This window comes from Geobacter anodireducens (assembly GCA_001628815.1).
Classification (GTDB): Bacteria; Desulfobacterota; Desulfuromonadia; order Geobacterales; family Geobacteraceae; genus Geobacter; species Geobacter anodireducens.
The window spans coordinates 428,350-451,180 of record CP014963.1 but is presented as its reverse complement, the minus strand read 5'-3'; the positions used below and the strand labels follow the sequence as shown (position 1 = coordinate 451,180).

At 63.6% G+C, this 22,831-nt stretch carries 17 protein-coding genes, 1 tRNA gene and 4 pseudogenes; 9 read left to right on the top strand and 13 right to left on the bottom strand.

Going from position 1 to position 22,831, the window contains the following annotated elements:
• Window positions 1-2 precede the first annotated feature (2 nt).
• Window positions 3-812 (bottom strand): phosphoenolpyruvate synthase regulatory protein, encoded by an 810-nt coding sequence (locus A2G06_02080; GenBank protein ID ANA39375.1) that lies wholly within the window; start codon window positions 810-812, stop codon window positions 3-5.
• A 136-nt stretch (window positions 813-948) separates the two neighbouring features.
• Window positions 949-2,111 (bottom strand): annotated as a pseudogene (locus A2G06_02075) (hydrolase).
• 142 nt (window positions 2,112-2,253) lie between these two features.
• On the opposite strand from A2G06_02075, the gene A2G06_02070 reads away from it, so the two are divergent.
• From A2G06_02070 to A2G06_02060, 3 genes are read left to right on the top strand one after another with little or no spacing between them, the layout of a single operon-like run.
• Window positions 2,254-3,153 carry a ribosomal protein L11 methyltransferase gene (locus tag A2G06_02070; protein ANA39374.1) on the top strand — a complete coding sequence of 300 codons (900 nt, stop codon included), beginning with the start codon at window positions 2,254-2,256 and terminating at the stop codon, window positions 3,151-3,153.
• A gap of 2 nt (window positions 3,154-3,155) precedes the next feature.
• The gene (locus tag A2G06_02065; GenBank protein ID ANA39373.1) at window positions 3,156-3,938 is read left to right on the top strand and encodes a 16S rRNA (uracil(1498)-N(3))-methyltransferase; all 783 of its coding nucleotides are present in this window, start codon (window positions 3,156-3,158) and stop codon (window positions 3,936-3,938) included.
• Between the two features lie 39 nt (window positions 3,939-3,977).
• A complete protein-coding gene (locus tag A2G06_02060; protein ID ANA39372.1) occupies window positions 3,978-4,700 on the top strand; it encodes a hypothetical protein in 723 nt (240 codons plus the stop codon).
• A 6-nt stretch (window positions 4,701-4,706) separates the two neighbouring features.
• Here the strand turns inward: A2G06_02060 and A2G06_02055 are convergent.
• The 8 genes and pseudogenes from A2G06_02055 to A2G06_02020 form a co-directional block, all read right to left on the bottom strand.
• Window positions 4,707-5,851, bottom strand: a pseudogene (locus tag A2G06_02055) (3'-5' exonuclease).
• Between the two features lie 166 nt (window positions 5,852-6,017).
• A complete protein-coding gene (locus A2G06_02050; protein ID ANA39371.1) occupies window positions 6,018-7,082 on the bottom strand; it encodes a dehypoxanthine futalosine cyclase in 1,065 nt (354 codons plus the stop codon).
• Complete coding sequence (locus A2G06_02045) at window positions 7,082-8,167, bottom strand: aminofutalosine synthase MqnE (GenBank protein ID ANA39370.1); 1,086 nt, start codon at window positions 8,165-8,167, stop codon at window positions 7,082-7,084. Before A2G06_02045 ends, A2G06_02050 begins: the two co-directional genes overlap by 1 nt.
• A gap of 4 nt (window positions 8,168-8,171) precedes the next feature.
• Window positions 8,172-8,795: an aromatic acid decarboxylase gene (locus tag A2G06_02040; protein ID ANA39369.1), complete on the bottom strand. Its 624-nt coding sequence runs from the start codon at window positions 8,793-8,795 to the stop codon at window positions 8,172-8,174.
• A complete protein-coding gene (locus A2G06_02035) occupies window positions 8,792-9,688 on the bottom strand; it encodes a 4-hydroxybenzoate octaprenyltransferase (GenBank protein ID ANA41568.1) in 897 nt (298 codons plus the stop codon). Before A2G06_02035 ends, A2G06_02040 begins: the two co-directional genes overlap by 4 nt.
• A complete protein-coding gene (locus A2G06_02030) occupies window positions 9,688-10,218 on the bottom strand; it encodes a hypothetical protein (GenBank protein ANA39368.1) in 531 nt (176 codons plus the stop codon). Before A2G06_02030 ends, A2G06_02035 begins: the two co-directional genes overlap by 1 nt.
• Window positions 10,218-11,631: pseudogene (locus A2G06_02025) on the bottom strand (menaquinone biosynthesis decarboxylase). Before A2G06_02025 ends, A2G06_02030 begins: the two are co-directional and overlap by 1 nt.
• 158 nt (window positions 11,632-11,789) lie before the next feature.
• Window positions 11,790-11,866 (bottom strand) — tRNA-Pro (locus A2G06_02020).
• Between the two features lie 552 nt (window positions 11,867-12,418).
• Here A2G06_02020 and A2G06_02015 point away from each other — a divergent pair.
• From A2G06_02015 to A2G06_01995, 5 genes and pseudogenes are all read left to right on the top strand, one after another.
• Window positions 12,419-13,705, top strand: coding sequence for a cytosine methyltransferase (locus tag A2G06_02015; protein ANA39367.1), 1,287 nt, complete (start codon window positions 12,419-12,421; stop codon window positions 13,703-13,705).
• Window positions 13,663-14,061, top strand: coding sequence for a very short patch repair endonuclease (locus tag A2G06_02010; protein ANA39366.1), 399 nt, complete (start codon window positions 13,663-13,665; stop codon window positions 14,059-14,061). The genes A2G06_02015 and A2G06_02010 overlap by 43 nt, the downstream gene beginning before the upstream one ends.
• Window positions 14,015-14,961, top strand: a pseudogene (locus A2G06_02005) (HNH endonuclease). The gene A2G06_02010 and the pseudogene A2G06_02005 overlap by 47 nt, the downstream one beginning before the upstream one ends.
• A gap of 74 nt (window positions 14,962-15,035) precedes the next feature.
• The gene (locus A2G06_02000) at window positions 15,036-15,587 is read left to right on the top strand and encodes a hypothetical protein (protein ANA39365.1); all 552 of its coding nucleotides are present in this window, start codon (window positions 15,036-15,038) and stop codon (window positions 15,585-15,587) included.
• Window positions 15,588-15,819: 232 nt separating this feature from the next.
• Window positions 15,820-16,254, top strand: coding sequence for a hypothetical protein (locus A2G06_01995; GenBank protein ANA39364.1), 435 nt, complete (start codon window positions 15,820-15,822; stop codon window positions 16,252-16,254).
• Between the two features lie 29 nt (window positions 16,255-16,283).
• Here the strand turns inward: A2G06_01995 and A2G06_01990 are convergent, their stop codons facing one another.
• Complete coding sequence (locus A2G06_01990; protein ID ANA39363.1) at window positions 16,284-17,354, bottom strand: type IV pili twitching motility protein PilT; 1,071 nt, start codon at window positions 17,352-17,354, stop codon at window positions 16,284-16,286.
• Window positions 17,355-17,367: 13 nt separating this feature from the next.
• A complete protein-coding gene (locus tag A2G06_01985; protein ANA39362.1) occupies window positions 17,368-19,017 on the bottom strand; it encodes a pilus assembly protein PilB in 1,650 nt (549 codons plus the stop codon).
• A gap of 171 nt (window positions 19,018-19,188) precedes the next feature.
• On the opposite strand from A2G06_01985, the gene A2G06_01980 reads away from it, so the two are divergent.
• A complete protein-coding gene (locus tag A2G06_01980) occupies window positions 19,189-20,193 on the top strand; it encodes a thiamine biosynthesis protein ThiI (GenBank protein ID ANA39361.1) in 1,005 nt (334 codons plus the stop codon).
• Window positions 20,194-20,202: 9 nt separating this feature from the next.
• Here A2G06_01980 and A2G06_01975 read toward each other — a convergent pair whose 3' ends face one another.
• A complete protein-coding gene (locus tag A2G06_01975) occupies window positions 20,203-22,830 on the bottom strand; it encodes a ClpV1 family T6SS ATPase (protein ANA39360.1) in 2,628 nt (875 codons plus the stop codon).
• Window position 22,831 lies beyond the last annotated feature (1 nt).

Genomic DNA, 22,831 nt, shown 5'->3' with positions numbered 1-22,831 from the left:
CTTTAACCACCGAGCTTTTGTATGATCTCGGCCGCGGACTCCTCCACCGACTTCTTGGTCACGTCAATGACGAGCCACTGGGGATTGCGTCGGTAGAGCCTGCGGCAGAATTCCAGTTCCTCTTCGATCCGTTCGTAATCGGCATAGCTCCCCCTGGGCATCTGCCCCAGGTTCCTCAGGCGGGCGGTGCGGATCTGCACGAGCCGTTCGGCATCGATGATCAGGCCCACCACCCGTTTCTGGTCCACCTTGTAGAGCTCAGGCGGCGGATCGATCCCCTTCACGATGGGAACGTTGGCCACCTTGTACCCCTTGTGGGCCAGGTACATGGAGAGGGGCGTCTTGGACGAGCGCGACACCCCCACCAGGATGAAATCCGCCTTTGCCAGCCCCCGCGGGTCCTGGCCGTCGTCGTGCTTTACGGTGAAGTCGACGGCATCCACCCGTTTGTGGTATTCGGAGTTGATCTGGTGGAGGAGCCCCGGCTCCTTCTGGGGCGCTTCGCCGAAAAAGTCAGACAGCTTGAACAGGAGCGGGCTGATCAGGTCGATCGCATCGAGCCCGTGGGCTTCGGCCTCGTCCCGCAGCAGTTGGGCCAGTTCCGTGTCGACCAGGGTGTAGACCACCATTCCCGGCTCGCGCAGCACCTCCCCCAGCGCCCAGATCACATCCTCGCGGCTCCTGATCCGCGTCACCCGGTGGAAGCGCGCCTCCACGTCCCGGAACTGGGAAAGGGCGGCGCGCACGACCCGCTCCACGGTTTCACCCGTGGCATCAGACAGCAGATAAATGTGCTTGATGCTCCTCTTCATATCAGTCCCGGCACCGACTCGAACGATTTTTCATTAAGGTATACCATCTTTTTCCCGCAAGGCAAAAAAATGACCGCTCCCTGAGGCTTTTTCCTTTTTCCCCCAGGCGCGAGCGGATGAGGGGATTGCAGGGGTCTCAGCCGCGAAACTCCCGAAGGATCTCTTCCCGCAGCTCCGGGCGAGCGATCAGTTCGGCAGCGGTCAGGGCCAGGGCGGTGGCCCCTTCCACGACGGCGGCTTTTCCCCGGGCCGAGACCGTGGCCCGGGCAAAGGCGTCACTGTGGATATTGATCCCCTCCCCGATGGGGACGTGGGGATGGATGGTCGGCATGATCTGGGAGACGTTGCCGATATCCGACGACCCCTTGTTCCGGTCGGGCCTGCTCTCGGAGAGCTCCAGCCCCAGATATGCCAATTGTTCGGCATAGAGGTCCGAAAAACGGTAATTCACCTTCAGGGGAGCCATGACCCGCGGGTCTTCCTCGATCTCCAGCCCGCAGCCGGTGGCGGTGGCGGCACCCCGGGCACAGGCGATGACCCGCTCCTGGACCCGCTCCAGTTCCGCCATGTCGTCGGCCCGCACGTAGAAAAACGCCGATGCCTCTCGGGGATGATGTTCGGCGCGACGCCCCCGTCGGTGATGATGCCGTGGACCCGCACGTCCTGTCGGAGCTGCTGGCGCAGCGCATTGACCGCGTTGAAGAGCTGGATCACGCCGTCCAGGGCATTGATCCCCTCTTCGGGATAGGCGGCGGCGTGGGCCGGTTTGCCCAGGAAGACGAACCGGATCTTGGCAAGCCCCAGGTAGTGCTTGATGACGTATCGCCGGGACGAGGGGTGCACCATCATGGCGAACTCCACATCGTCGAAGATCCCGTGCCGGATCATCTCAACCTTGCCGACCCCGATCTCCTCCGCTGGCGTGCCCAGGACCACGAGGCGCGCCGCGTCGGCGGGAAGCACGCGGCGCAGGGCAATGGCGGCGCCCAGGGCTGCCGCCGCGATCACGTTGTGGCCGCAGGCGTGGCCGAGCCCGGGCAGGGCATCCATCTCGGCGATGATGCCGATGGCCGGCCCCTTTTCGCCGGAATCGGCCCGGAACGCCGTGGGCAGCCCCGCCACCCCGCGGGCTACCCGGAACCCCTCGGCTTCGAGACGATCGGTCAGCAGGGCCGCGCTTCGCACCTCGTTGAGCCCGGTTTCGGGATTGTGGAACAACTCCTCGGACACGTGGATGAAATCGTCGCGTCGGGCGTCGACAAAGGCGATCAGTTCCTTCTTTATCCGCTCCAAGTCCATGGGAACCACCGAATCTATTTTAATGAGAATTAAAACCCGGGCCGGACGGTTTGTCAAGGTTTTTATTGTCATAATCTTTTAGTTCTGCTACCTTAGCACACCTTGCCGCCCCTGGCAGACACAAACATACCGAGGTATAGGCATGGATAAACAATGGGCCGAAGTTTGCTGCCAGGTCCCGGCCGGACTGGTGGACCTGCTGGCCGATTTTCTCGTGGAACTCTCCGGCAACGGTGTCAGCATCGACAACCGGGCACTTGACACCTTCACCCTGGACGGCATCGAGGAGCCGGACACCGCCACCGTGCGGGCCTACTTCGACCCGGCAACGGACATGGCCGGGCAGCTCGCCCGGATCGAGCGGTTCCTCGGCGACAACGCGACCGCCTTCGGCGGCGCCCCCATCCCCATCCCCACCGTCACCCTCATCCGCGACGAGGACTGGTCCACCGGCTGGCGCCAACATTTCGTCACCACCCGCATCGGCCGTCACCTGGTCATCAAGCCCACCTGGGAGCCGTTCACCCCCGAACCGGGAGACCGGGTTATCGAACTGGACCCCGGCATGGCCTTCGGCACCGGCACACATCCCACCACGCGACTCTGCCTGGAGGCCCTGGAAACGCTCGGATGCCCCGACAGGGTGCTCGACGTGGGAACCGGGTCGGGCATCCTGGCCATCGCGGCCGTCCGACTGGGGGCGCGACAGGTGATCGGCACCGACATCGACCCGGACGCCGTGATCGTGGCCGGGGAGAACTGCGCCCTCAACGGCGTGGAGGTGGAGCTGGTCACCACCCCCCTGGCCCTGATTCCGGGACGCTTCGACGTGGTGCTCGCCAATATCCTGGCCGAAGACCTGGTCCGCATGGCCGGGGACCTGGCCGCAAAGGTCGCTGCCGGCGGGCACCTGATCCTTTCGGGCATCCTCACGGAGCGGGAAACCTTTGTCGTCGAGGGGTTCGACCGGAGCGGCCTCGCCCTGGTGGCAACCTCCCGGGAAGGGGAATGGAGTTGTCTCGTATACCGGAACAGGGGATGAGCATGCGCCGGTTTATCGACACGGACCTGGATCTGTCGGGTAAAAACGTGGTTGTGCGGGGAGACCTTTTTCGTCACATGGCCCGGTCGCTTCGTCTGAAAATTGACACCGAGGTCATTCTCGCGGACGGGAAAGGGATCGAATGCACGGGAGTCATCACGGCCGTGGAGCGGGACAGCCTGACGGTGATCATCAGCGAGCGGCGGCAGGTCAGGGGGGATGAAGACGGCCTCTGGCTCACCCTCTGCCAGGGTCTGCCCAAAGGCGACAAGATGGAACTCATCTTGCAGAAATCCACTGAACTCGGCGTATCCGAAGTGGTCCCCTTCCTGGCCGAGCGCTCGGTGCCCCGCATTTCGCCGGAGCGGGAGCAGGAACGGTTGCGGCGCTGGCAACGGGTGACCGGAGAGGCAGCCCGCCAGGCCGGATGTCCGGCGGTACCCCGGGTACAACTGGCGCGGGGGCTGGCCGAGGCGGTTCGGGGAACGGACCACGACCTGAAGCTTCTGCTCTGGGAGGACGAACGGACCACGACCCTCGCCGGAGTCCTGGCCGCAACGCCGGCGCCGAGACGCATCGCCGTGGTGGTGGGCCCCGAGGGAGGACTCACGGCGGCCGAGGCAGCCGAGGCCCGGGAAGCGGGATTCGTTCCCGTCACCCTCGGCCGTCGGATTCTCAGAACCGAAACCGCCGGCATCGCCCTGGTGGCGATACTGCAATACCTATACGGAGACCTGGGCGGCCAGCCCCATCCTTGGCCCGCCCCGGCGCAACCGATACCATAGCGGCCAGCATCGAAGCCGGCCGCACAAGGAGTTCCCACGATGAAATGTCCCAAGTGCGGCTACAACAGCTTCGAATTCCTCGACACGTGCAAGAAGTGTAGCCACGACCTCTCCGCCTTCAAGCAGGCACACGGCATCCGGGCCGTGGTGCTCCCCCTGGCGGGACTGACCGCAGCGGCACCAATCGCCGCTGTTGCAGCGCCGTCGGCAGCACGTGCTGCGAACGCCGAAGAAAGCTTCACCTGGGAGATTCCGGCCACACCGGAGTCCTTCAAGCCGGGCGACGACATCTTCTCCGACCTTGACCTGGGGCTCTCGTCATCACCGACGGAACCGGCAGCCGACGAGCTTGACCTGGGCAACGTTTCCTTTGGCGCCTCCCCAGCGGCACCCGCCGCCCCTGCTCCCTCACCCATTGACGCCACTGCCGGCACCGCAGATTTCGCCGCGCTCCTGGAGACCGGCGACAGCAGCGAAATCACGGCAACCACCGCCGGGGCCGCGCCGGTCCAGGAAATGGAGAGCCCCTGGGACGTGCCGACCGACAGCTTCGGCGGATTCGGAGACACGTCCGCACCCGCAGCGGAGCCGGCCGCATCCGGTGACTTTGACCTGGAAAGCTTCAGTTGGGACGAGGGAGAGGCAAAGACGGAGACCCCGCCCGCCGTCCCCAAGGGGCCGGAGGCGGGGCTTGATACTTTTCCAGGGAGCGATTTTGACTCCCTTTTCGACGACGATGCCGGAGAGGAGGGGAAAAAGTAGGTAGCGTCAGCGCCTCGGGGCCACGGCAGACAGAATCTGTTCACCGAACTCGCTCCGCTGCCAGCAGCGCATGGGGGTCAGGCCATCCAGGCCCCCCATGGTGCGGGGGGCCTGGATGGCCACCATTTCCAGCAGGGCGTTGTTGGCGATGTACCCCGCTCAATGCCGAGCCGGCCCGCCTGTTCGGTCCGCCACTCCTTGAGCCGTTTCAGCCGCTCTTCTTCCCCCCGCTCCATCTTGCGGCGCTCCTCCCGCGGATACGCCGGCAACTGCTGCTCCGGCACCGCGCACCCCCGCTCAATGGCACGTAGAATCCCCTCGCCGTGGCGGGCCACGACCTTGTCCGTAAGTCCGGTAATTCCCTGCAGCTCTTCCGGAAGGCGGGGCCGCCGCTCGGCCAACTCGCGCACGGTATCGGTCCCCAGCACCTTGAACGGCGGCACATCCACCTGGCGGGCCCGTCCGTCACGGAATGCCAGGAGTTCTTCCAGAACCGCCAGGGTCCGGCCATCCATCCGGGATGCCCCCTTGAACCGGAGAAAGAACGGCTCGTCGCCCCGCTCCGTCACCCTCACCCGCGACAGCAGCTCGCACTCTTCCTCCACCCAGCCGCGTCGCCCCTTTGCCTCCAGATCGGTCGCCAGTTGCCGGTACAGCTCGATCAGGAGCGTCGTGTCCTTCACGGCATACTCAATCATCCCTGGCGTGAGGGGGCGCCTGCTCCAGTCGGCCCGCTGGTACTGCTTGTCCAACTCCACGCCGAATCGCTTGCGCAACTGGGCGGCCAGGCCGAACTCCCGCTCGCCCAGCAACTGACAGGCAATCATGGTGTCAAAAAGGTTGTTCACCTTCATGCCGAAATCCCGGTGGAGGGAGCGGATGTCGTAGTCGGCCCCGTGGAAGACCTTGCGGATGGCGGCGTTCGCAAACAGTGGAGCCAACGGGGAAATGTCCGGTGCGGCCAGGGGGTCGACGATGGCGGCGTAGCCGGGCACCGCGAACTGGATCAGGCAGACCTTCTCCTGATAGTGGTGCATGGAATCGGCTTCCAGGTCGCAGGCCACGATGGGCTCGCGCCCGAGGCGGTCGGCAAGACGGCGCACTCCGTCAACGGTGGTGATGATCTCGGGTGAAGCGGGTTGCAGAGGCAAGGAAAACTCCAGTCATGGGATTAAACTGCGGCAATAACGCAGGGTAGCAGAGAATTCAGCGCGTCGGTAACATTCTGCCTTATGCCATCAAGAGGCGAAGTTGAACTTGAACGGAGGCTCTTCCAGATTTTGCTCTGTTGCTCTGTGTTTCAACTGCTTATTCAAGTCAATACTCGCGGATTATCGAATAGAGCGTCGTCCTCTGGGCAGCCCGGAACCCGGCCTCACGGATGAGCTCCACCATCTCCTCGCGGCTCATGCGGAAGGTGCAGCCGGCCGCGGCCACCACGTTCTCCTCCAGCATGGTCCCGCCCAGGTCGTTGGCGCCGAAGAAGAGCGACACCTGGGCCATGGCTGCGCCCTGGGTCACCCAACTGGCCTGGATGCTGGGAATATTGTCGAGGACGATCCGCGACAGGGCCAGGACCCTCAGGTACTCCACGCCGGTGGCCCCCGTGCCGCCGAGCTCGGTGTTGCCCGGCTGGTAGGTCCAGGGGATGAAGGCGGTGAAGGACCCTCCGGCGGCCTGGAGCTCCCGGACGCGGAAGAGGTGCTCCACGATGTCCTCGGGGGTCTCGCGGCTGCCGAACATCATGGTGGCCGTTGTGGCCATCCCCTGGCGGGCCGCCTCTCTCATGACCGCGGCCCAGCCCTCCCAGCCGATCTTGCGGGGCGAGATTTCCTGCCGCACGCTGTCCACCAGGATCTCGGCGCCGCCGCCGGGAATGGAGTCGAGCCCCGCCTCCCGAAGCCGGCGCACCGTCTCCGGGATGGTGAGCTTCGAAACCGTGGCGATCTGGGTGATCTCCGCCGGCGAGAGTGAATGGTTCTGTACCTGCGGAAAGCGGGCCTTGATCCCCCGGAAAAGGTCCTCGAACCAGTCGATCCCCAACTGGGGATGGAGCCCCCCCTGCATGAGGAGCTGGGTCCCGCCGTGGTCCACCAGCTCGGCGATCTTGGCGAAGATGGCCTCCTCGGCCAGCAGATAGGCGTCGGGAGCTCCCTCGTCACGGTAGAACGCGCAAAACTTGCACTTGGACTCGCAGACGTTGGTGTAGTTGACGTTGCGGTCCACCACGAAGGTAACCAGATTCTCCGGATGCATCCTCCGGCGGACAGCATCGGCGAGCCGGCCCAGGGCGAGGAGATCCCCCTCCGTCAGGAGGCTGAGCGCTTCGGCCCGCGTGAGGAGTTCCCCGGCGGCGGCTTTTTCCATGGCACGTATCGGCATCAGTACACCCGCAGTTCATTGTACAGTGTATCCCGCTCCACCGGCACCCGGCCGGCCGTGCGGATCAGGGAGACGATTTCGTCGCGCCCCATGGTCTGGGGGGAAGCGGCGCCGGCATCATGGCCGATCTTCTCCTCCACCACCGTGCCGTCCAGATCGTTCACCCCGAAGGCCAGGGAGGTCTGGGCGATCTTTACCCCGAGCATGACCCAGTAGGCCTTGATATTGGCGAAATTGTCCAGGTAGATGCGGGCCACGGCCAGGGTGAGCAGGGCATCGACCCCTCCGGGACCGGGGCGTTTCAGGTGCCCCAAGGGGTTGTTCTCCTTCTGGAAAGCCAGGGGAATGAAGACCTGGAAACCGCCGGTGCGGTCCTGGAGCTCACGCAGGCGGCGCATGTGGTCCACGCGGTCCGCGTAGCTCTCGATGTGGCCGTAGAGCATGGTGGCATTGGATTTGAGCCCGGCCCGGTGGACCTCCTCCATAATGGCCAGCCACTTGTCGCCGGAGATCTTCTCGGGACAGAGCCGGTTGCGCACGGCCGGGGCGAAGATTTCCGCCCCGCCGCCGGGGAGCGAGCCGAGTCCCGCCTCCTTCAGCACGGCCAGGGTTTCGGCCGTCGAAAGGCCGGCGAGCCGCGACAGGTACTCGATCTCCACCGCGGTAAAGGCCTTCACGTGGAGGTCCGGAGAGACCTCCTTAACGGTCCGGAGCATGGCGAGATAGAAGTCGAAGGGAAGATCGGGGTGGAGGCCGCCCACGATGTGAATCTCGGTGGCTCCCTGGGCATGGGCCTCGGCCGCGCGGTTGCGGATCTCCTCCAGGTCGTAGAGGTATGCCCCGGGCTCGTCGGCGGCGCGGTAGAAGGCACAGAAGGAGCAGCGGTTGACGCAGATGTTCGTGTGGTTGATGTGCCGGTTCACGTTGAAGAAGACCCGGTCGCCGTTGCGGCGGCGGTTCACGGCCGCGGCCAGTTCTCCCACGGCCAGGGGGTCGCGGCTCTCGAAGAGGAACAGTGCCTCCTCGTCGCTGATCCGTTCGCCGCCATGGACCCTGTCGCTAAGTGTCGCCAATGAAATGCTCATCCCATCACTCCTCCACCCGGGATGCGTCACCCCAGCGGGTGAACAGCTCATGGGGAATCTGAAGTGCGTCCAGCACCTTGCCCACCACGAAACCGACCAGGTCGTCCAGGGTGCGCGGTCCGTGGTAGAAACCGGGCATGGCCGGCACGATCCGCACCCCGAGCCGCGCCAGTTTCAGCATATTTTCCAGGTGGATGGCCGACAAGGGGGTCTCCCGCGGCACCAGCACCAGGGGTCTCCCCTCCTTGAGGGTCACGTCGGCACACCGCTCCGGGAGGGTACTCGAAAGGCCCGCCGCGATCCGGGCCAGGCTCCCCATGGAGCAGGGGCAAACGACCATGGCGTCGGGCGCACGGGAACCGCTCGCCACCGGAGCCATGAGATCGTCCTCCGCATGGTAGGCGAGCATCCCCGGGGGGGGCCGGAAGTACTCCTCCAGGGCGGCCAGGGTCTCATGGGGCCAATCCCCCCAATCGAGGCCGCACTCTTCCCGAATGACGGTAAAGCCCGGCCGGCTGATCAGGAGGGTGAGCCGGCAACCGGCAGCCAGGAGCTCACGCCCCAGGCGAAGCCCGTACACTGCGCCGGATGCGCCGGTGATGGCCAAGACCACGTGCCGCCCGCTCATGCGCCCCCCCGTCCCGCCAGCACATCGGCCAGGGTTGCTACGAACAGCGTGATGCTGATGTAGCCGTTCATGGTGAAAAAGGCTGCATCGAGCTTGGTCAGGTCGCCGTGGCGCAGGAGCCAGTGCTCATAGCCGAGCATGGTGATGGTGGCGGCCAGGCCGGCCAGGAACCAGGGGCCGAGCCCCGCGCTCAGGTAGAGCCCGGCCAGGAGCCCCAGCATGACCAGATGAAAGACCCGGGCTGCCCAGAGAGAACCGTTTACCCCGAGCCGGACCGGGATTGAATGGAGCCCGCTGGCGCGGTCAAAGTCCAGATCCTGGAGGGCATAGAGGATATCGAACCCGGCCACCCAGAAGAGGACCGCGAGCCCCAGCAGGATCGCCGGCACCTCCACCGTGCCCCTGATGGCGATCCAGGCACCCAGCGGCGCGGCTGCCAGGCAGATGCCGAGCACCACGTGGGCCAGGGAGGTGAACCGCTTGCAGTACGAATAGAGCCACAGAAAGAAAAGGGACACGGGCGAAAGATAGAGGCAGAGCGGGTTGAGCTGCCAGGCAGCGTAGAGCATGAGCAGAATGGAGAGCACGATGAAAAGGATCACCGTGCCCGTGCCGATGAGCCCTGCCGGGATGGCGCGGCTCGCGGTACGGGGGTTCCGGGCGTCGATCTCGGCGTCGATCAGGCGGTTCATGCCCATGGCGGCGGTCCGCGCCCCCACCATCGCCATCAGAATCCAGAACACCTGGTGCGCCGACGGCATGCCGCCGGCCGCCAGCACCGCGCCGGTAAAGGCGAACGGCAGGGCGAACACCGTGTGGGAAAACTTGATCATCTCCAGAAATACTCTGATCTTGGCAAACATACCCTTCTCCAGCCCTTCCTCGCTCACCATCATCGTTCCCCCTGCCGCAGAGCAGCCTCCAGCATCCCTCTCACCCGCGCCAGTTCGCGATCCACCGCCTTCAGGTCGAACATGCCGGGATACTGCTCGTAGGGGTAGCGCTTGGCAAACGAACGGACCGCGCCCCCCTCCTCATAGACGTAGCTGGAACGGATTTCCAGGCCGGTGGATTCCATGAGGATCTCGGCCCCCTCTTCGCCGCCGTTCACGGTGATCATCAACCGGTGATAGTAGAGGCGCCCCCCGACCGGCTGGGAAATTCCCCCGGCCCGGGTCGAGAAGTGACGGTATCCGCAGGTGATGACGCCCCCCTCGCCGTTGTCCCGCCTCTCGGCCCGCTCCACCGCGTATCCGTCCTGGACGAGAACATCCCGCACCCGATCAAAGACATCGGCAGCCGCGCGGGCCGTAACGGCCCGCTGAACCGGCAACGTAGCCGGCTCGAGCCGCAAGTGATAGCATCCCGCTGCCAAGGCGAGAAAGAGGCATACGAGTATTCCCCAGCCAAGCCGGAACATCATCAGAATCCGTATTCCCTCCAACGCGAGTCCACACGCCGGGCCGTCTCCCGGTCCGGCACGAGTTCTTCTGCTCCGTAGCGGCGGGCAGCGGATCGGGTGGCGTCGATGGCAAGCCGCGAACCGAGGCCGGGCCAGGCGGCTGGGGCGTCACGCTCGGCAATGATCAGATCGGTCCGCCAGTCCACCGCGTTCATGACCCGCCAAGCCACCTCGGCAGGGTCATCGACCCGCGTCCCCTCGTCCACCGCCACCAGGAGCCTGCCGGGTCCGGCAAGCCCCGAGCTCCAAAGTTCCGTGACGATCTGGCGGACCCGGGAGGAAGAGCATTCCCGCAGCGAAAGAACAGCGCCGCCGTTGAATATCCATTCCAGCGGATAGTTGATGTCGACGATCTCGGGCCAGCGCATCCTGAGTACCGGCAGCAGGAGCCGCTCCGCCGCCTTGGCCAGATAGCAATCCTCCATGGGGGGGCGGCCCACCACCGTGGCCGGGCAGATGCAATCGGTACGGCGCGTTATGCAGGTGAGCCGCATGAGGGGCACCGGCGCCGCCGGGGCGTAAAAGCCGGTATGGTTGCCGAAGGCGCCGTCCATGACCGTCTCGCCGGGCTCCACATAGCCTTCCAGGACCAGTTCCGCCCCGGCTGGGACCAGCAGGTCGCTGGTCCGGCAGCGCGCCAGCTCCAGGGGCGCCCCGGAGAAAACCGGCAAAGAGCATTTCGTCGAACCCCTCGGGAAGCGGAAGGATCGCCGCCAGGAGTGCCGCCGGATCGCCGCCGATGGCCACGGCCACGGGCATCCGCTCCCCGCGCTCCTGATGGCGCCTACAGTGGAGCTCGCCCCCCTTCCCCGCATACCACCGGATGCCGGCGCTGGCTCCATCCACCACCCGCACGCGGTACATACCGCAGTTGGGAGTGTTCGTCTCCGGGTCACGGGTAACAACAAGGGGAAGGGTGATGAAGCGGCCACCGTCGCCGGGCCAGGAGTGCGGAAACGGGTAGCGCAGGAGGTCCGGCGCCTCCACCACCTCCTGGCAGGACGCCTTCTCCACGATCAGGGGGGCAAAGCGCCGCATCTCGGCCAGGGAGGCCATCGCCTCCAGGGGGGATGCCGTTTTCGCGGGGGGCACGGCGGCGAGGAGCCCGTCCATCCGCGCCGTCAAGTCGTCCAGGGTTGCCGCGCCAAGGGCGGCTGCCACCCGTCCGGCCGAGCCGAAGACGTTGGTGACCAGAGGGAAGCGGGAGCCCTTCACGCGCTCGAAAAGAAGCCCCTTCCCCCCGTTCGGCAGCTTGCTCACCCGGTCGGTGATGGCGGCCACCTCAAGCACCGGGTCGACTTCAGCCGCCACCCGATGAAGGTCACCGAGCCGTTCCAACTCGGCAAGAAAATCGTGAAGATCACCGTTAACCATGGAGTTCAGACAGAACCGTGCGAAATGACGCCAAATAAAATCTTGTAGCATTTCGACCCGCGCGTGACAACCCTTTTAACGACGCTAGGCGGGAGGTTTGAATGGATCAAAAAGAAGAAAGGGGCTACGGCATTCACCGTAACCCCTTGATCTTTTTATGGTCGGGGCGAGAGGATTTGAACCTCCGACCCCCTGCTCCCGAAGCAGGTGCGCTACCAGGCTGCGCTACGCCCCGACTAAGAAGCAATTTGTATATCATGCGACCTGCTGCTCTGGCAAGGTTTTTTTGATCCCTCTCCACTTCGGTAACGCGACGAAAACCGAAAGCGCCTCCCTCTCGACAACCGCCTCACAATGGGTTAATCTCGCTCATTGACTCTGTTTTTGCCATGCCGTGCCCCCTAGGGAACCATATCCGAAGCACCAGCCACCCCCGCCGTCATTGTCCGCGGGGAGGCTTTCGGCGCGGCCGAGCGCGCCGACTACAAGCTCTTCCTCTCCGAGCGGTGTAACCTACTGGAGGTTCCGAGCCGTCAGTAAATATGGCAAAGCAGCGGCAATGAGGGAAACATCTGCTACAGTAGCCGTAGGGGCTCGTGTCCTTCTTCACGCCAGCTTCAGCCGCTCCTGTCCTTGCGTCACTTTCTGTCACAGAATGCATGATAGAAAGGTCGTCCAGAGAAGTTGAAGCAATGACTCGGAAAATTCTATTGAGTTTTGACGCCTCAGGCGTACTAAATATGTATCAGGTAATTTGGGCAGGACCGGCATAGGTCGGAGGGGAAAAATGGCAAAAAACAATCAGATTAAAGACTTACCGATTGTTGCTGAGGAGGAAGAAATCTATTCCGCGCGGGTCCATGGTCGGCTGTCGCCGGAAAAGTTTTCTCCGCGAGTGATCGACCTTTTCTGTGGAGCAGGTGGTATGACGCTTGGCTTCACAAAATTCACGAATCACGTCTTTACACCTGTTTGGGCGAACGACTTCAACGCGTACGCGGCGCGAACGTACAACCGGAACTTCGGTAATCACTGTGTCGTAGGTGATATCGTTGAAATACTGGAAAGGCCGGAGACGGTGATCCCTAAGGCTGACGTGGTTATCGGCGGTCCACCGTGTCAGGGATTCAGCCTTCTTAACAAATTTCGAAACGGGGACCCGAGAAAGCAACTTTGGCGTCCTTTCATGGAAGTCGTTAAAAGATCAGGGGCCTCCGTGTTTGTGATGGAAAACGTGCCTCAACTTCTTGAGTCCCACGAATACGTCGAGATAAAACATGTGGCTCATGAAATGGGTTTCCAGATTCGAAAGGCAAAGCTGTGCGCTGCGGATTACGGCGTGCCGCAGATTCGCTGGCGTGCCTTCATCATCGGTTGCAGCTTCACGAATCCTGCTGCCGTTTTTCCCCCCAAAAAAACGAACTTCAAGCCGAACAACGGATATCGCAAGGCGTTTTCGGAAGAGTTCGATTCATACACTGAAAACCCGCACATTTGGAAGACCGTCAGAGATGCAATAAGTGATCTTCCTGAACCGGTTGGAACGGAAGTCAGGGATGCTACTCCTCCGCTGGACCTTCATTTCGGTCGCACACCGACTCCGACCAGCATAGCCAGGTATAAGGCGATCCCTGAAGAGGGAATGAACCGCTTCGATCTCCAGCGCTTTGCCCCCCACCTGACTCCTGCATGCTGGATACGGAAAACTTCGGGGGGAACGGATCTCTTCGGTCGGCTTTGGTGGGATCGTCCCTCGGTGACGATTAGGACAGAATTTTTTAAGCCGGAAAAGGGACGTTATCTTCATCCGGTCCAAAATCGGCCGATAACGCACCGTGAGGCGGCGCGGCTGCAGTCATTCCCGGACGACTTCACTTTTCTCGGCACCAAGGTCGAAATCGCAAAACAGATCGGAAATGCCGTCCCGCCTCTACTCGCCGCCAGGATCGCGGATGCGGTATACGCACTGCTGCTCACGAAAGGTATTCACGAATGTCGGACGTCTTCAGCAAGGAAAAACGAAGCTGGATTATGTCCAGAATTCCAAGAGGCAATACAAAGCCTGAGATTGTAGTACGGAAGCTCCTTCACGGGATGGGATACCGTTTCCGGCTGCACGTTAAAAACCTGCCCGGTAAACCGGATATCGTCCTGCCGCGTTTTAAAAAGGTGATTTTCGTCCACGGCTGTTTCTGGCACGGACATGAAGGTTGCAAACGCAGTAGACGGCCGACCACCAATGTGGAGTTTTGGCGCGAAAAAATTGACGGAAACATCCGCAGGGATGCGATGAAGATTTCGCAGTTGCAGGAACTCGGTTGGAATGTGTTGATACTTTGGGCATGTGATATCAACGATCCCGTGAAGACGGGATACTTGTTACATGATTTTCTGGAGGGGACGGAACGTGAGACGACCGAAGGAGAATGAGCCGGAACTGCTGAGACGGAAGCTTGTTACACTGCTGAGCAACTTCGAATCCGAATTGAAGCAGGAAGACCTCCGGCGAAAAGTCCTTGCCCTGGTCCCCGCGCACCACCTCCTCCGAGATCTGGGCAGTTCCCTCATTCCCAGAGACGTTGCATCTGCCGCGCGTGACCGCCTTGAGCAGTACTTTCTTAAATATCCGCGAACAGTCTTAACAGGCGATGAGTTGATGGTGATAGCGGGATAGGCGAGTGGGCTCGCCGCGTTCGTGAGCTGCGTGTCGAAGCCGGCTACGCGATTGTGACCGGGATTATGATCAAAGAGATGAAATCGGTGGATGATCTCCCTGAATCTGAATTCGGGAAGCTGAAACCGGATGACTACGTTCTTCTATCGTCGGAATATGATCGGGATGCTGCGTTCCGATGGAAACTGGCAAACCGAATTAGAAAGAAAAATAACCTATCGATGCGGGATAAAATCCTTGAATTTCTCCGTGCCAATGTCGGCAAGCAGGTTACCGGTGAAGAACTTCGCTATGTCGCCGGCAACAAGACCGAGTGGGCGCGACGAGTGCGGGAACTGCGGACCGAACAGGGATGGCCGGTTGTTACAAAAACGACGGGAATGCCGGAACTGCCGGTCGGTGTTTACATGCTTGTCGAGGACAAGCAGGCCGAGCCGCACGACAGAGTGATTCCCGACAATATCCGGCGGGCCGTCCTGATGAAGTCCGGTTACAAGTGTGCCGATTGCGGCTGGCACCAAGAGTTGTGGAATCCTTCAGATCCCCGTCACCTGGAGCTTCACCATATGGAAATGCACATGGAAGGTGGGACGAATACAGAGGAAAACTTGGTGGCGGTGTGTAATGTTTGTCATGATGTGAGGCATAGGACTTGAGCAGCGAGAAGCAATGATGGGTCTCTATGGGGGGCGTACCCCTTTTTGCATTTTGAAAGACAGAAGGAAACGCAATGGTGGTTTCGCGGAAAACAGAGAGCTATCAACCGGGAATGATGGTTCGGCATGAACGGCTCGGCCTGGGAAAAGTGGTCGACGTTGCTGGTTCGGGGATCGTCAGTGTACGGTTTGACTCTTGGGGCACCAAGCATTTTGACCCCCTGTCCGAACCAATGGCGCCGCTGACGGAGAATGAGCTGAGAGAACAGCTCGAAGTTGCGGTTTCCCGATGGGAAGAGGCGATCCCCTGGCTGGAGCAGGGATGGGATTGCATAGAGGAATACACCAACGACCTTACGGCACGGGAGATCCTCGACGATGCCATTGACGGTTACTGCGGCATGCCGCTGCCGCGCGGTCTCGCGGAGCGGATCGAGAGGTCCGACGCCCGTTTCCGGGCCGCCACTGAGGAATCGGACCTTTGTGTCTGGCACGCCGAAACGCCGTATCCGCATGGGTATTCTGAAACCTATGACCCAGACCGGCAGTGGTATTATTTCCGCTGGCCCCCTGACGCACCCTACAGGTTCCGGAAGCACGACAGCACGGCAGCTCGAAACGAATGAGTAATGGAGAAGAAAGGTGCATCGCTGCTCAGATCACTGCGTGACAGACTGCGACTCCTGTGCTCGCTATCAAGATTTTTACGATTATGACGATGATGGTGATATCGTCCCGACGGGGTTTGGGTTCTGTGAGGAGTGGAAGGAAATCGTTTCGCTTGACTCCTCATGTGACAATTTCTACTGTCGAATCGCACGGAGAAATGCACTGCCTGAAATCCCCCACGAGGACGCCATGCGGGAACAACTCAGCCGCCGCTACCTGAAAACCTTTGCCTGCGGCACGGCACACAAGTTCGCCTCTTCCGCCGTACATTACGCCTGGCTGGCCCATTATTACGGCATCACCCGGGTCACCATAGACCTGCTGGCACTGACCATAGAACCGCCGGAATTCAACATCAGGCGTAACCGTATCCTGGCAGGGCAGTGCCGCGACAGCTTGCTGTGCAACGCCAAGCGCCTGAAACCGCCGGGAGCGGTCACGGCCGCAACGCTCGCCGCCGAATTCGGCATCCATGAGCACGGTGTTGATGATCACTTCGAGTGGATCGGCCCCTCGACCTTTACGGTGATCCTCACTGATGATCGGGGCAAGGAATGGCGCGGCAAGATCACGCTGGACAGGGTATTGGCCCAGGGCGATGGAGTCGGAGACCCGAACCGGTAGGCGGGTGACGGGCGCTGCCCTCGCCGCCCCTACTGGCCCGGCTTCTCCGCCAGGTACTGCTCGAACTGCTTCTTGTCCTGGGCACAGCGGTAGGCCTCTTCGGCGGTTATCCGCTTGGTCTTGAAGAGGTCCAGCAGATGCTGGTCCATGAGCTGCATGCCGTCACGCTTGGCGGTCTGGATGATGGAGGGGATCTGGAAGGTTTTCCCCTCCCTGATCAGGTTGGCGATGGCCGGTGTGCCGAGCATGATCTCCAGGGCCGCGACCCGCCCCTTGCCGTCGGCGGTCTTGAGAAGCTGCTGGCAGACTACCCCTTTGAGGGATTCGGAGAGCATGGCCCGGGTCTGCTCCTGCTGATCGGTGGGAAAGACGTCGATGATCCGGTCGATGGTCTTGGCCGCCGAGTTGGTATGGAGGGTGCCGAAGACCAGGTGGCCGGTCTCGGCGGCGCTCATGGCGAGGCCTATGGTCTCCAGGTCCCGCATCTCGCCCACGAGGATCACGTCGGGGTCCTCCCGCAGGGCGGCGCGCAGGGCGGCGGAGAAGCTCAGAGAGTGTTCGCCGATCTGCCGCTGGTTCAGGAGCGACATCTTGTTCTCGTGGATGAATTCGAGAGGATCTTCCAGAGTGAGGATGTGCTCCTTGCGGGTGGCGTTGATGAGGTCGATCATGGCGGCAAGGGTGGTGGACTTGCCCGACCCCGTGGGCCCGGTGACCAGCACGAGCCCCTTCTTGAACTGGGTCATGCGGCGGACCCCGTCGGGAAGGCCCAGGTCGTCTGCCGAGAGAATCTTGCTGGGGATGATCCGGAAGACCGCAGCGATGCCCCGATGGGTCATCATGTAGTTCCCCCGGAACCGGGCCAGGCCGGGAATGGCATAGGCGAAGTCCAGGTCCCGCCGCTCCTCGAAATCGGCCTTCTGCTTGTCGGTCAGGATTTCATAGAGGATGGCCGTCAGTTCCTCGTGGGAGAGAACCTTGAAGTTCTGCCGCGCCATCTCCCCGTGGAGCCTGAAAATGGGCGGAGCCCCCGACGACAGGTGGAGGTCGGAGGCCCCCTGCTCCTTCAGCAGCTTGAACAGTGCGTCGATACGTGCCATGAAACCGTCTCCGTCAACCGTGCAGGGAGGAGGCATACTCCTCCAGCGATATGGTGCCTTCAGCCAGCAGGGTCTGCCGCTCGTCCGCGATCCCGCGCCAGCCCTGTCCGCGCAGATGCTCGATCACCTCTGCCCCGCTGCGGGCCGCCTCGAACCGCTCCCGGAGGTCGTGGTCCAGGACCAGCACATCCAGCAGGTAGCGCCTGCCGTCATGGCCGGTCTGGTCGCAGGACTCGCACCCCGCCGACCGCCAGCAGGAGGTGACGTCGGCACCGATCCCCAGGGCCGCCCGCTCCGCTGCGGGAAACGGCTCGCTCCGCCGGCATGCGGGGCACAGGGGCCGGACCGGCGTACAGGTAATCACTCCCCGCAGGTACGCGGGCACGAGAACGTGCATGTCCCGGAAGGCCATGAGCTGGTCCAGGGCGCCGGCGGCGTCGCCGCAGGCGATTCCCGCCACCACCAGCTTACCCCGCAGGGTTGCCCGGCACGCGGCCGCAAAGGCCTGGCCATCACTCACATCCTCCAGGACGAGGATATCCGGATCGTGCTCCAGGCAGGCTGAAACCACGGCGCTCAGGTCAGTGTCGGACGGCACCGGAATGCGGGAGAACCGCTGCTCTCCCGTGCCGGCGCCACTGCCGACGACCAACACGGTCTTTCCCTCCGCCTCATGCTCCTGAAGGTAGAGATCCGTGAGCCGGCGGCGAACCTCCCGGTCCCGGGCTCCGGTCACCACCATGCCGCGGCCGGCCGCCGCCAGATCGGCAAACTGCCGGATCTGGTCGTCCGTCAGCCCCAGGTCGGCGAGAGAGGCCGGGAACAATGCCGCCACCGTCATTCTGAAGGTGAGGTGATCACCGCCTTCTCCCCGCAGGGCTGTCACCTGGAAGGGAATGGAGCGGCCCTTCAAGGCAAAGGATATCCCCCCCCGGGCGGAGAACCGGGCCCCATCGATGTGGGCGAGTTTTTTGACATGCATGGCCACGTCGGGATAGCGGGAGGGAGCAAGCTGCCCGACTTCCCGCGTGGTGCCGCCGCGCCGGGCAATCACCGACACCCTGTCCCCCCGGGGGTGGAGCGAGAGGGAGGAGAGCTTTTGCTGGGCCACGAACAACAGCAGGTAGTCCAGGAACTTCCCCCCTGTCAGGTCGTGATTCATGGCGGCCACGACCTGGGGTGGGAACGCCGCCGATGTGAACCCCAGGCGTTCCTCCGTGTCGGGCGGCCCGTAGAAACGCTCCTGCATCTCCCGGATCTCCCGGATGAGCGCCACGGAAACGGACACGGCGCACCCGGTCTCCTTTTCCACGGCCGCCACGGCCGCCACGTTGAGCGGGTCGGCAATGGCGATGCTCAGTTCCTCGCCGGCCCGGATCAGGGGAATGAGATTATGCTGCCGGGCCATGGCCGCCGGGACCAACGCTACGGCATCCCGATCGACCATGGTCGGCTTGAGGCGTACGTAAGGAATATTGAGTTGGTTGGACAGGGCCCAGTCGATGTCCTCCTGGGCGACGATGCCGAGGGCCACCAGTGCTTCGCCGAAACGGCCGCCGGTGCGCTCCTGCTCGTCCAGCGCCCGACGGATGTCGTCCTCGCTGATGATCTGGCATTTGAAGAGAATGGACCCGAGGGACCCTTCCTTGACGATGCTTTCCATGGGTGCTCCTCCCTCTACATCCATCGGCCGGAACCTGCCGCGACTTGAGGGTTATTTTCAGACGCGGCACCCTTTGCTTTTTTCGCTTCCCCGTGCTACCCTCGTGAAAATTCAGGTTCCGTAACGGGCTCCGCGTTTGCCGACGCCCGTCATGGCGCCCCAGGAGACGACATGAAAAGAAAAGCCCTTGCCCTCCTCTCGGGGGGACTCGACTCTACCCTTGCGGTCAAGGTCATGCTTGAGCAGGGAATCGAGGTCGAGGCCCTCAACTTCACCTCTCCCTTCTGCACCTGTACGGGAAAAAACGCCGGCTGCAAATCCGAAGCGATTCGGGTGGCCGAGGAATTCGGCATCCCCATCAAGGTCATGCACAAGGGGGTCGAGTATCTGGAAGTGGTCCGCGCGCCGCGGCACGGTTACGGGAAGGGGATGAACCCCTGCGTGGACTGTCGCATCTTCCTGCTCCGCAAGGCAAAGGAGTACATGGCCGAAAGCGGTGCCGATTTCGTCATCACCGGCGAGGTGCTGGGACAGCGCCCCATGAGCCAGCGCCGGGACACGCTCCGCGTCATCGAGCGGGAAAGCGGGCTGGAGGGGCTGCTGCTGCGCCCCCTTTCGGCCAAGCACTTCGAGCCGACGCTCCCCGAACGGGAGGGATGGGTCGACCGCGAAAAGCTCCTGGCCATCCAGGGACGCTCGCGCAAGGAGCAGATGCAACTGGCCGAGGATCTGGATGTGAAGAATTACCCGTGCCCGGCCGGCGGCTGCCTTCTCACCGAGGTCTCCTTCGTCTCAAAGGTCAAGGACGTCTTCGACCACTCGGACCAGCTCAACCTGCGTGATTTCCGCCTGCTCAAGGTCGCGCGCCACTTCCGCGTCGGCCCCCGCACCAAGGTGCTGATCGGCCGCAACGAAGCCGAGAACGAGCTCCTCTCTCACCATGTCCAGCCGGGCGAAGCCGCCATCCGGTGGGTAGACGGCTCAAGCCCCCTCGGCGTCCTCATGGGAACGGTGGACGACAGCCTCCTTGAGACCGCTGCAAAGGTTCTCCTCCGCTACACCAGGGCCGAATCCGGCAGCGACTGCCGGATCAAGGTCACGGTTGACGGCAGCGAACGGATGCTCACGGTCTCCCACACCTTCTCCGAAACCTGCATCGAGCAGTACCGCGTTTGACGCCTCCGGTCACCGGGACTCCGCACCGTCCCCGCAGCCGACGGTAAAGGAACCGTCGGCTGCCGCATCGAGCCGGATTGCCTCCAGTTCCTCTCCCGTGCCGATCCGCGCCAGGATCTCCCGGGAGAGGAGCGGCAGGAGGGTCCCGCGCAGGATATGGTCGATGGCCCGGGCGCCGCTCTCCACTTCGGAGCAGCGGGCAGCGAGCCGGGCCGTAACCGCCGGGGTCCACGCAAGCTCCGTCCGGCTGTTCTCCCGGAGCCGCTCCGCCACCCGGCCGAGCTTGAGGTTCACGATCTCCTCCAGGCTGTCCGGCGCCAGGGTCAGGTAGGGGACCACGGTCATGCGGGCCAGGAGCGCCGGCTTGAAGTGCCGCGCGAGATGGGGGCGGATGGCGGCGGCCAGATCCTCCGTCGTGGGCGGCGGATTTTCCGCGCAGCGCGAGACGACGACATCCGCCGCCAGATTGCTCGTCAGAAAGATGACCGTGTTGGCGAAGTCGATCACCCGCCCCTCCCCGTCGGCCAGCATCCCCTTGTCGAACACTTGGTAAAAGGGATTGAGGACGTCGGGGTGGGCCTTTTCCACCTCGTCCAGCAGCACCGCCGAGTAGGGGCTGCGGCGGACCGCCTCGGTTAGGGCGCCCCCCTCGCCATACCCCACGTACCCCGGTGGCGAGCCGATGAGACGGCTGGTGGTGTGGCGCTCCTGAAATTCACTCATGTTGATGACGGTGAGGAACCGCTCGCCGCCGAAAAGGAGATCGGCCACGGCCAGAGCGGTCTCGGTCTTGCCGACGCCGGAGGGGCCGACGAGCAGGAAGACCCCCAGGGGCTGGCGCGGGTCCTTGAGGCCGGCAGCCGAGGAACGGAGCACCTCGGCCACGGCGGCCAGCGCCGGCTCCTGCCCCCGGATGCGCCGGCGCAGGCCCTCTTCCAGGGCAAGCACTCCGGCTGTCCGGTCCTTGCGGAGGCTCCCCAGGGGAATGCCGGTCCAGTCGGCCACCACCTGCGCCACCACCTCCGGGTCCACCTCGATCCTGACCAGCGGCTCATCCCCCTGGACTTCCGCCAGCATTGCCGCGGTTTCCGCCATCTTCAACCCCACTGCGTCCCCACCTGGGTCGCGGCCCGCCGCTGCTTCGTTCCGCAGGGCCACCACCGCCCCGGCCAGCTCCCGTTCCCGGTGCCAGCGAGCCGTTACGGCAGCCAACTCCTCCCGCAACAGCGCCAGCTCATCCTTCAGCACCGCCAGCCGGCCTTCGTCCTCCAGCCGCCCCTGGAGCCGATCACGGCGGAGAGCGGCCTCTTCCCGCTCCAGGGCCTGGATGCGGCGCTCCGCCTCCTCTACCCTTCCCGGCTTGCCGGTGAGCAGGAGCTTCACCCGGGCCGCAGCCGTATCAAGGAGATCCACCGCCTTGTCCGGCAGCTGCCGGCCCGACAGGTAGCGGGACGAGAGCTCCGCCGCCGCCCGGACGGCGTCGTCCCGGATGGTGACCCCATGGGCCGCCTCGTACGTATCCTTGAGGCCCCGCAGGATCAGCACCGCCGTCTCCACCGACGGCTCGTCCAGCTTCACTGGCTGGAAGCGCCGGGCCAAGGCGGCATCCTTTTCGAAATATTTCTTGTATTCGCTCCAGGTGGTGGCGGCGATGGTTCTCAGCTCACCCCGGGCCAGGGCCGGCTTCAGGAGGTTGGCGGCGTCCCCTCCGCCCGCCTGGTTGCCGGCACCGATCAGGGTGTGGGCCTCGTCGATGAAGAGAATCACTGGCCGGGAAGCCCCCTTCACCTCTTCGATCACGCTCTTCAGGCGATTCTCGAACTCCCCCTTCACCCCTGCCCCGGCCTGGAGCAGGCCGAGATCAAGCCCCAGGAGCCTCACCTGCCGCAATGCCTCCGGCACCTCCCCCTCAACGATGCGGAGTGCCAGCCCCTCCACCACGGCGGTCTTGCCGACCCCTGCCTCCCCCACCACGATGGGGTTGTTCTTCCGCCGCCGGGCCAGGATGTCGATCATCCGGCCGATCTCCCGATCACGGCCGAAGACCGGGTCCATGCCCCCCTCGGCCGCCCTGGCGGTGAAGTCGGTGCAGAAGCGGGAAAGCGCCGTGCCATCCCGGCCGGGCCCGGTAACGGAAGCGGTATCGCCGCCCGTGCAGGCATTCTCCTCCGAGCCGGAAACAGCTCGCGAGAAGCCGGAGAGAAGCCCCTCCCGTCCCACGGGCATGAGCTGGTCCACATAGCGGCCCGCCGCGAACCGCAGCGGCCGGGCCAGGAGCGCCGCCAGGAGCGCCCCGGAGCGGACCCGCTCCTCGTTCAGGTCGAGGGAGGCGGTGAGCCACCCCGCCTGGAGCCACTCCAGAAGAATCGGGGAGAAGACCGGCCGCCCCCCGTTGCCGGTGGGCAACTCGTCGAGGACCCGGACGACTCCGGTCTTCAGCGGGGAGGCATCGATGCTAGAGTCCCGCAGAACGGCAACAAGGTCGCCCCCTGCCTCGTCGAGCAACCGGGCCAGGAGGTGCTCCACGGTCACTTCGTAGTGCCCCCTGGCCACGCAGAGTCCGGCGGCCCCCTCCAGTGCCCGGGTGCAGAGGGGGTTGAGTCGCTTGAGAAGAGCGGTGAGGTCAACGGTCAGCACG

What these genes read in the sequence shown, in the direction of transcription:
- A2G06_02080 (ANA39375.1), bottom strand. Translation starts at nt 812, where the DNA reads ATGAAGAGGAGCATCAAGCACATTTATCTGCTGTCTGATGCCACGGGT.
- A2G06_02070 (ANA39374.1), top strand. Translation starts at nt 2,254, where the DNA reads ATGGATAAACAATGGGCCGAAGTTTGCTGCCAGGTCCCGGCCGGACTG.
- A2G06_02065 (ANA39373.1), top strand. Translation starts at nt 3,156, where the DNA reads ATGCGCCGGTTTATCGACACGGACCTGGATCTGTCGGGTAAAAACGTG.
- A2G06_02060 (ANA39372.1), top strand. Translation starts at nt 3,978, where the DNA reads ATGAAATGTCCCAAGTGCGGCTACAACAGCTTCGAATTCCTCGACACG.
- A2G06_02050 (ANA39371.1), bottom strand. Translation starts at nt 7,082, where the DNA reads ATGCCGATACGTGCCATGGAAAAAGCCGCCGCCGGGGAACTCCTCACG.
- A2G06_02045 (ANA39370.1), bottom strand. Translation starts at nt 8,167, where the DNA reads ATGAGCATTTCATTGGCGACACTTAGCGACAGGGTCCATGGCGGCGAA.
- A2G06_02040 (ANA39369.1), bottom strand. Translation starts at nt 8,795, where the DNA reads ATGAGCGGGCGGCACGTGGTCTTGGCCATCACCGGCGCATCCGGCGCA.
- A2G06_02035 (ANA41568.1), bottom strand. Translation starts at nt 9,688, where the DNA reads ATGGTGAGCGAGGAAGGGCTGGAGAAGGGTATGTTTGCCAAGATCAGA.
- A2G06_02030 (ANA39368.1), bottom strand. Translation starts at nt 10,218, where the DNA reads ATGATGTTCCGGCTTGGCTGGGGAATACTCGTATGCCTCTTTCTCGCC.
- A2G06_02015 (ANA39367.1), top strand. Translation starts at nt 12,419, where the DNA reads ATGGCAAAAAACAATCAGATTAAAGACTTACCGATTGTTGCTGAGGAG.
- A2G06_02010 (ANA39366.1), top strand. Translation starts at nt 13,663, where the DNA reads ATGTCCAGAATTCCAAGAGGCAATACAAAGCCTGAGATTGTAGTACGG.
- A2G06_02000 (ANA39365.1), top strand. Translation starts at nt 15,036, where the DNA reads ATGGTGGTTTCGCGGAAAACAGAGAGCTATCAACCGGGAATGATGGTT.
- A2G06_01995 (ANA39364.1), top strand. Translation starts at nt 15,820, where the DNA reads ATGCGGGAACAACTCAGCCGCCGCTACCTGAAAACCTTTGCCTGCGGC.
- A2G06_01990 (ANA39363.1), bottom strand. Translation starts at nt 17,354, where the DNA reads ATGGCACGTATCGACGCACTGTTCAAGCTGCTGAAGGAGCAGGGGGCC.
- A2G06_01985 (ANA39362.1), bottom strand. Translation starts at nt 19,017, where the DNA reads ATGGAAAGCATCGTCAAGGAAGGGTCCCTCGGGTCCATTCTCTTCAAA.
- A2G06_01980 (ANA39361.1), top strand. Translation starts at nt 19,189, where the DNA reads ATGAAAAGAAAAGCCCTTGCCCTCCTCTCGGGGGGACTCGACTCTACC.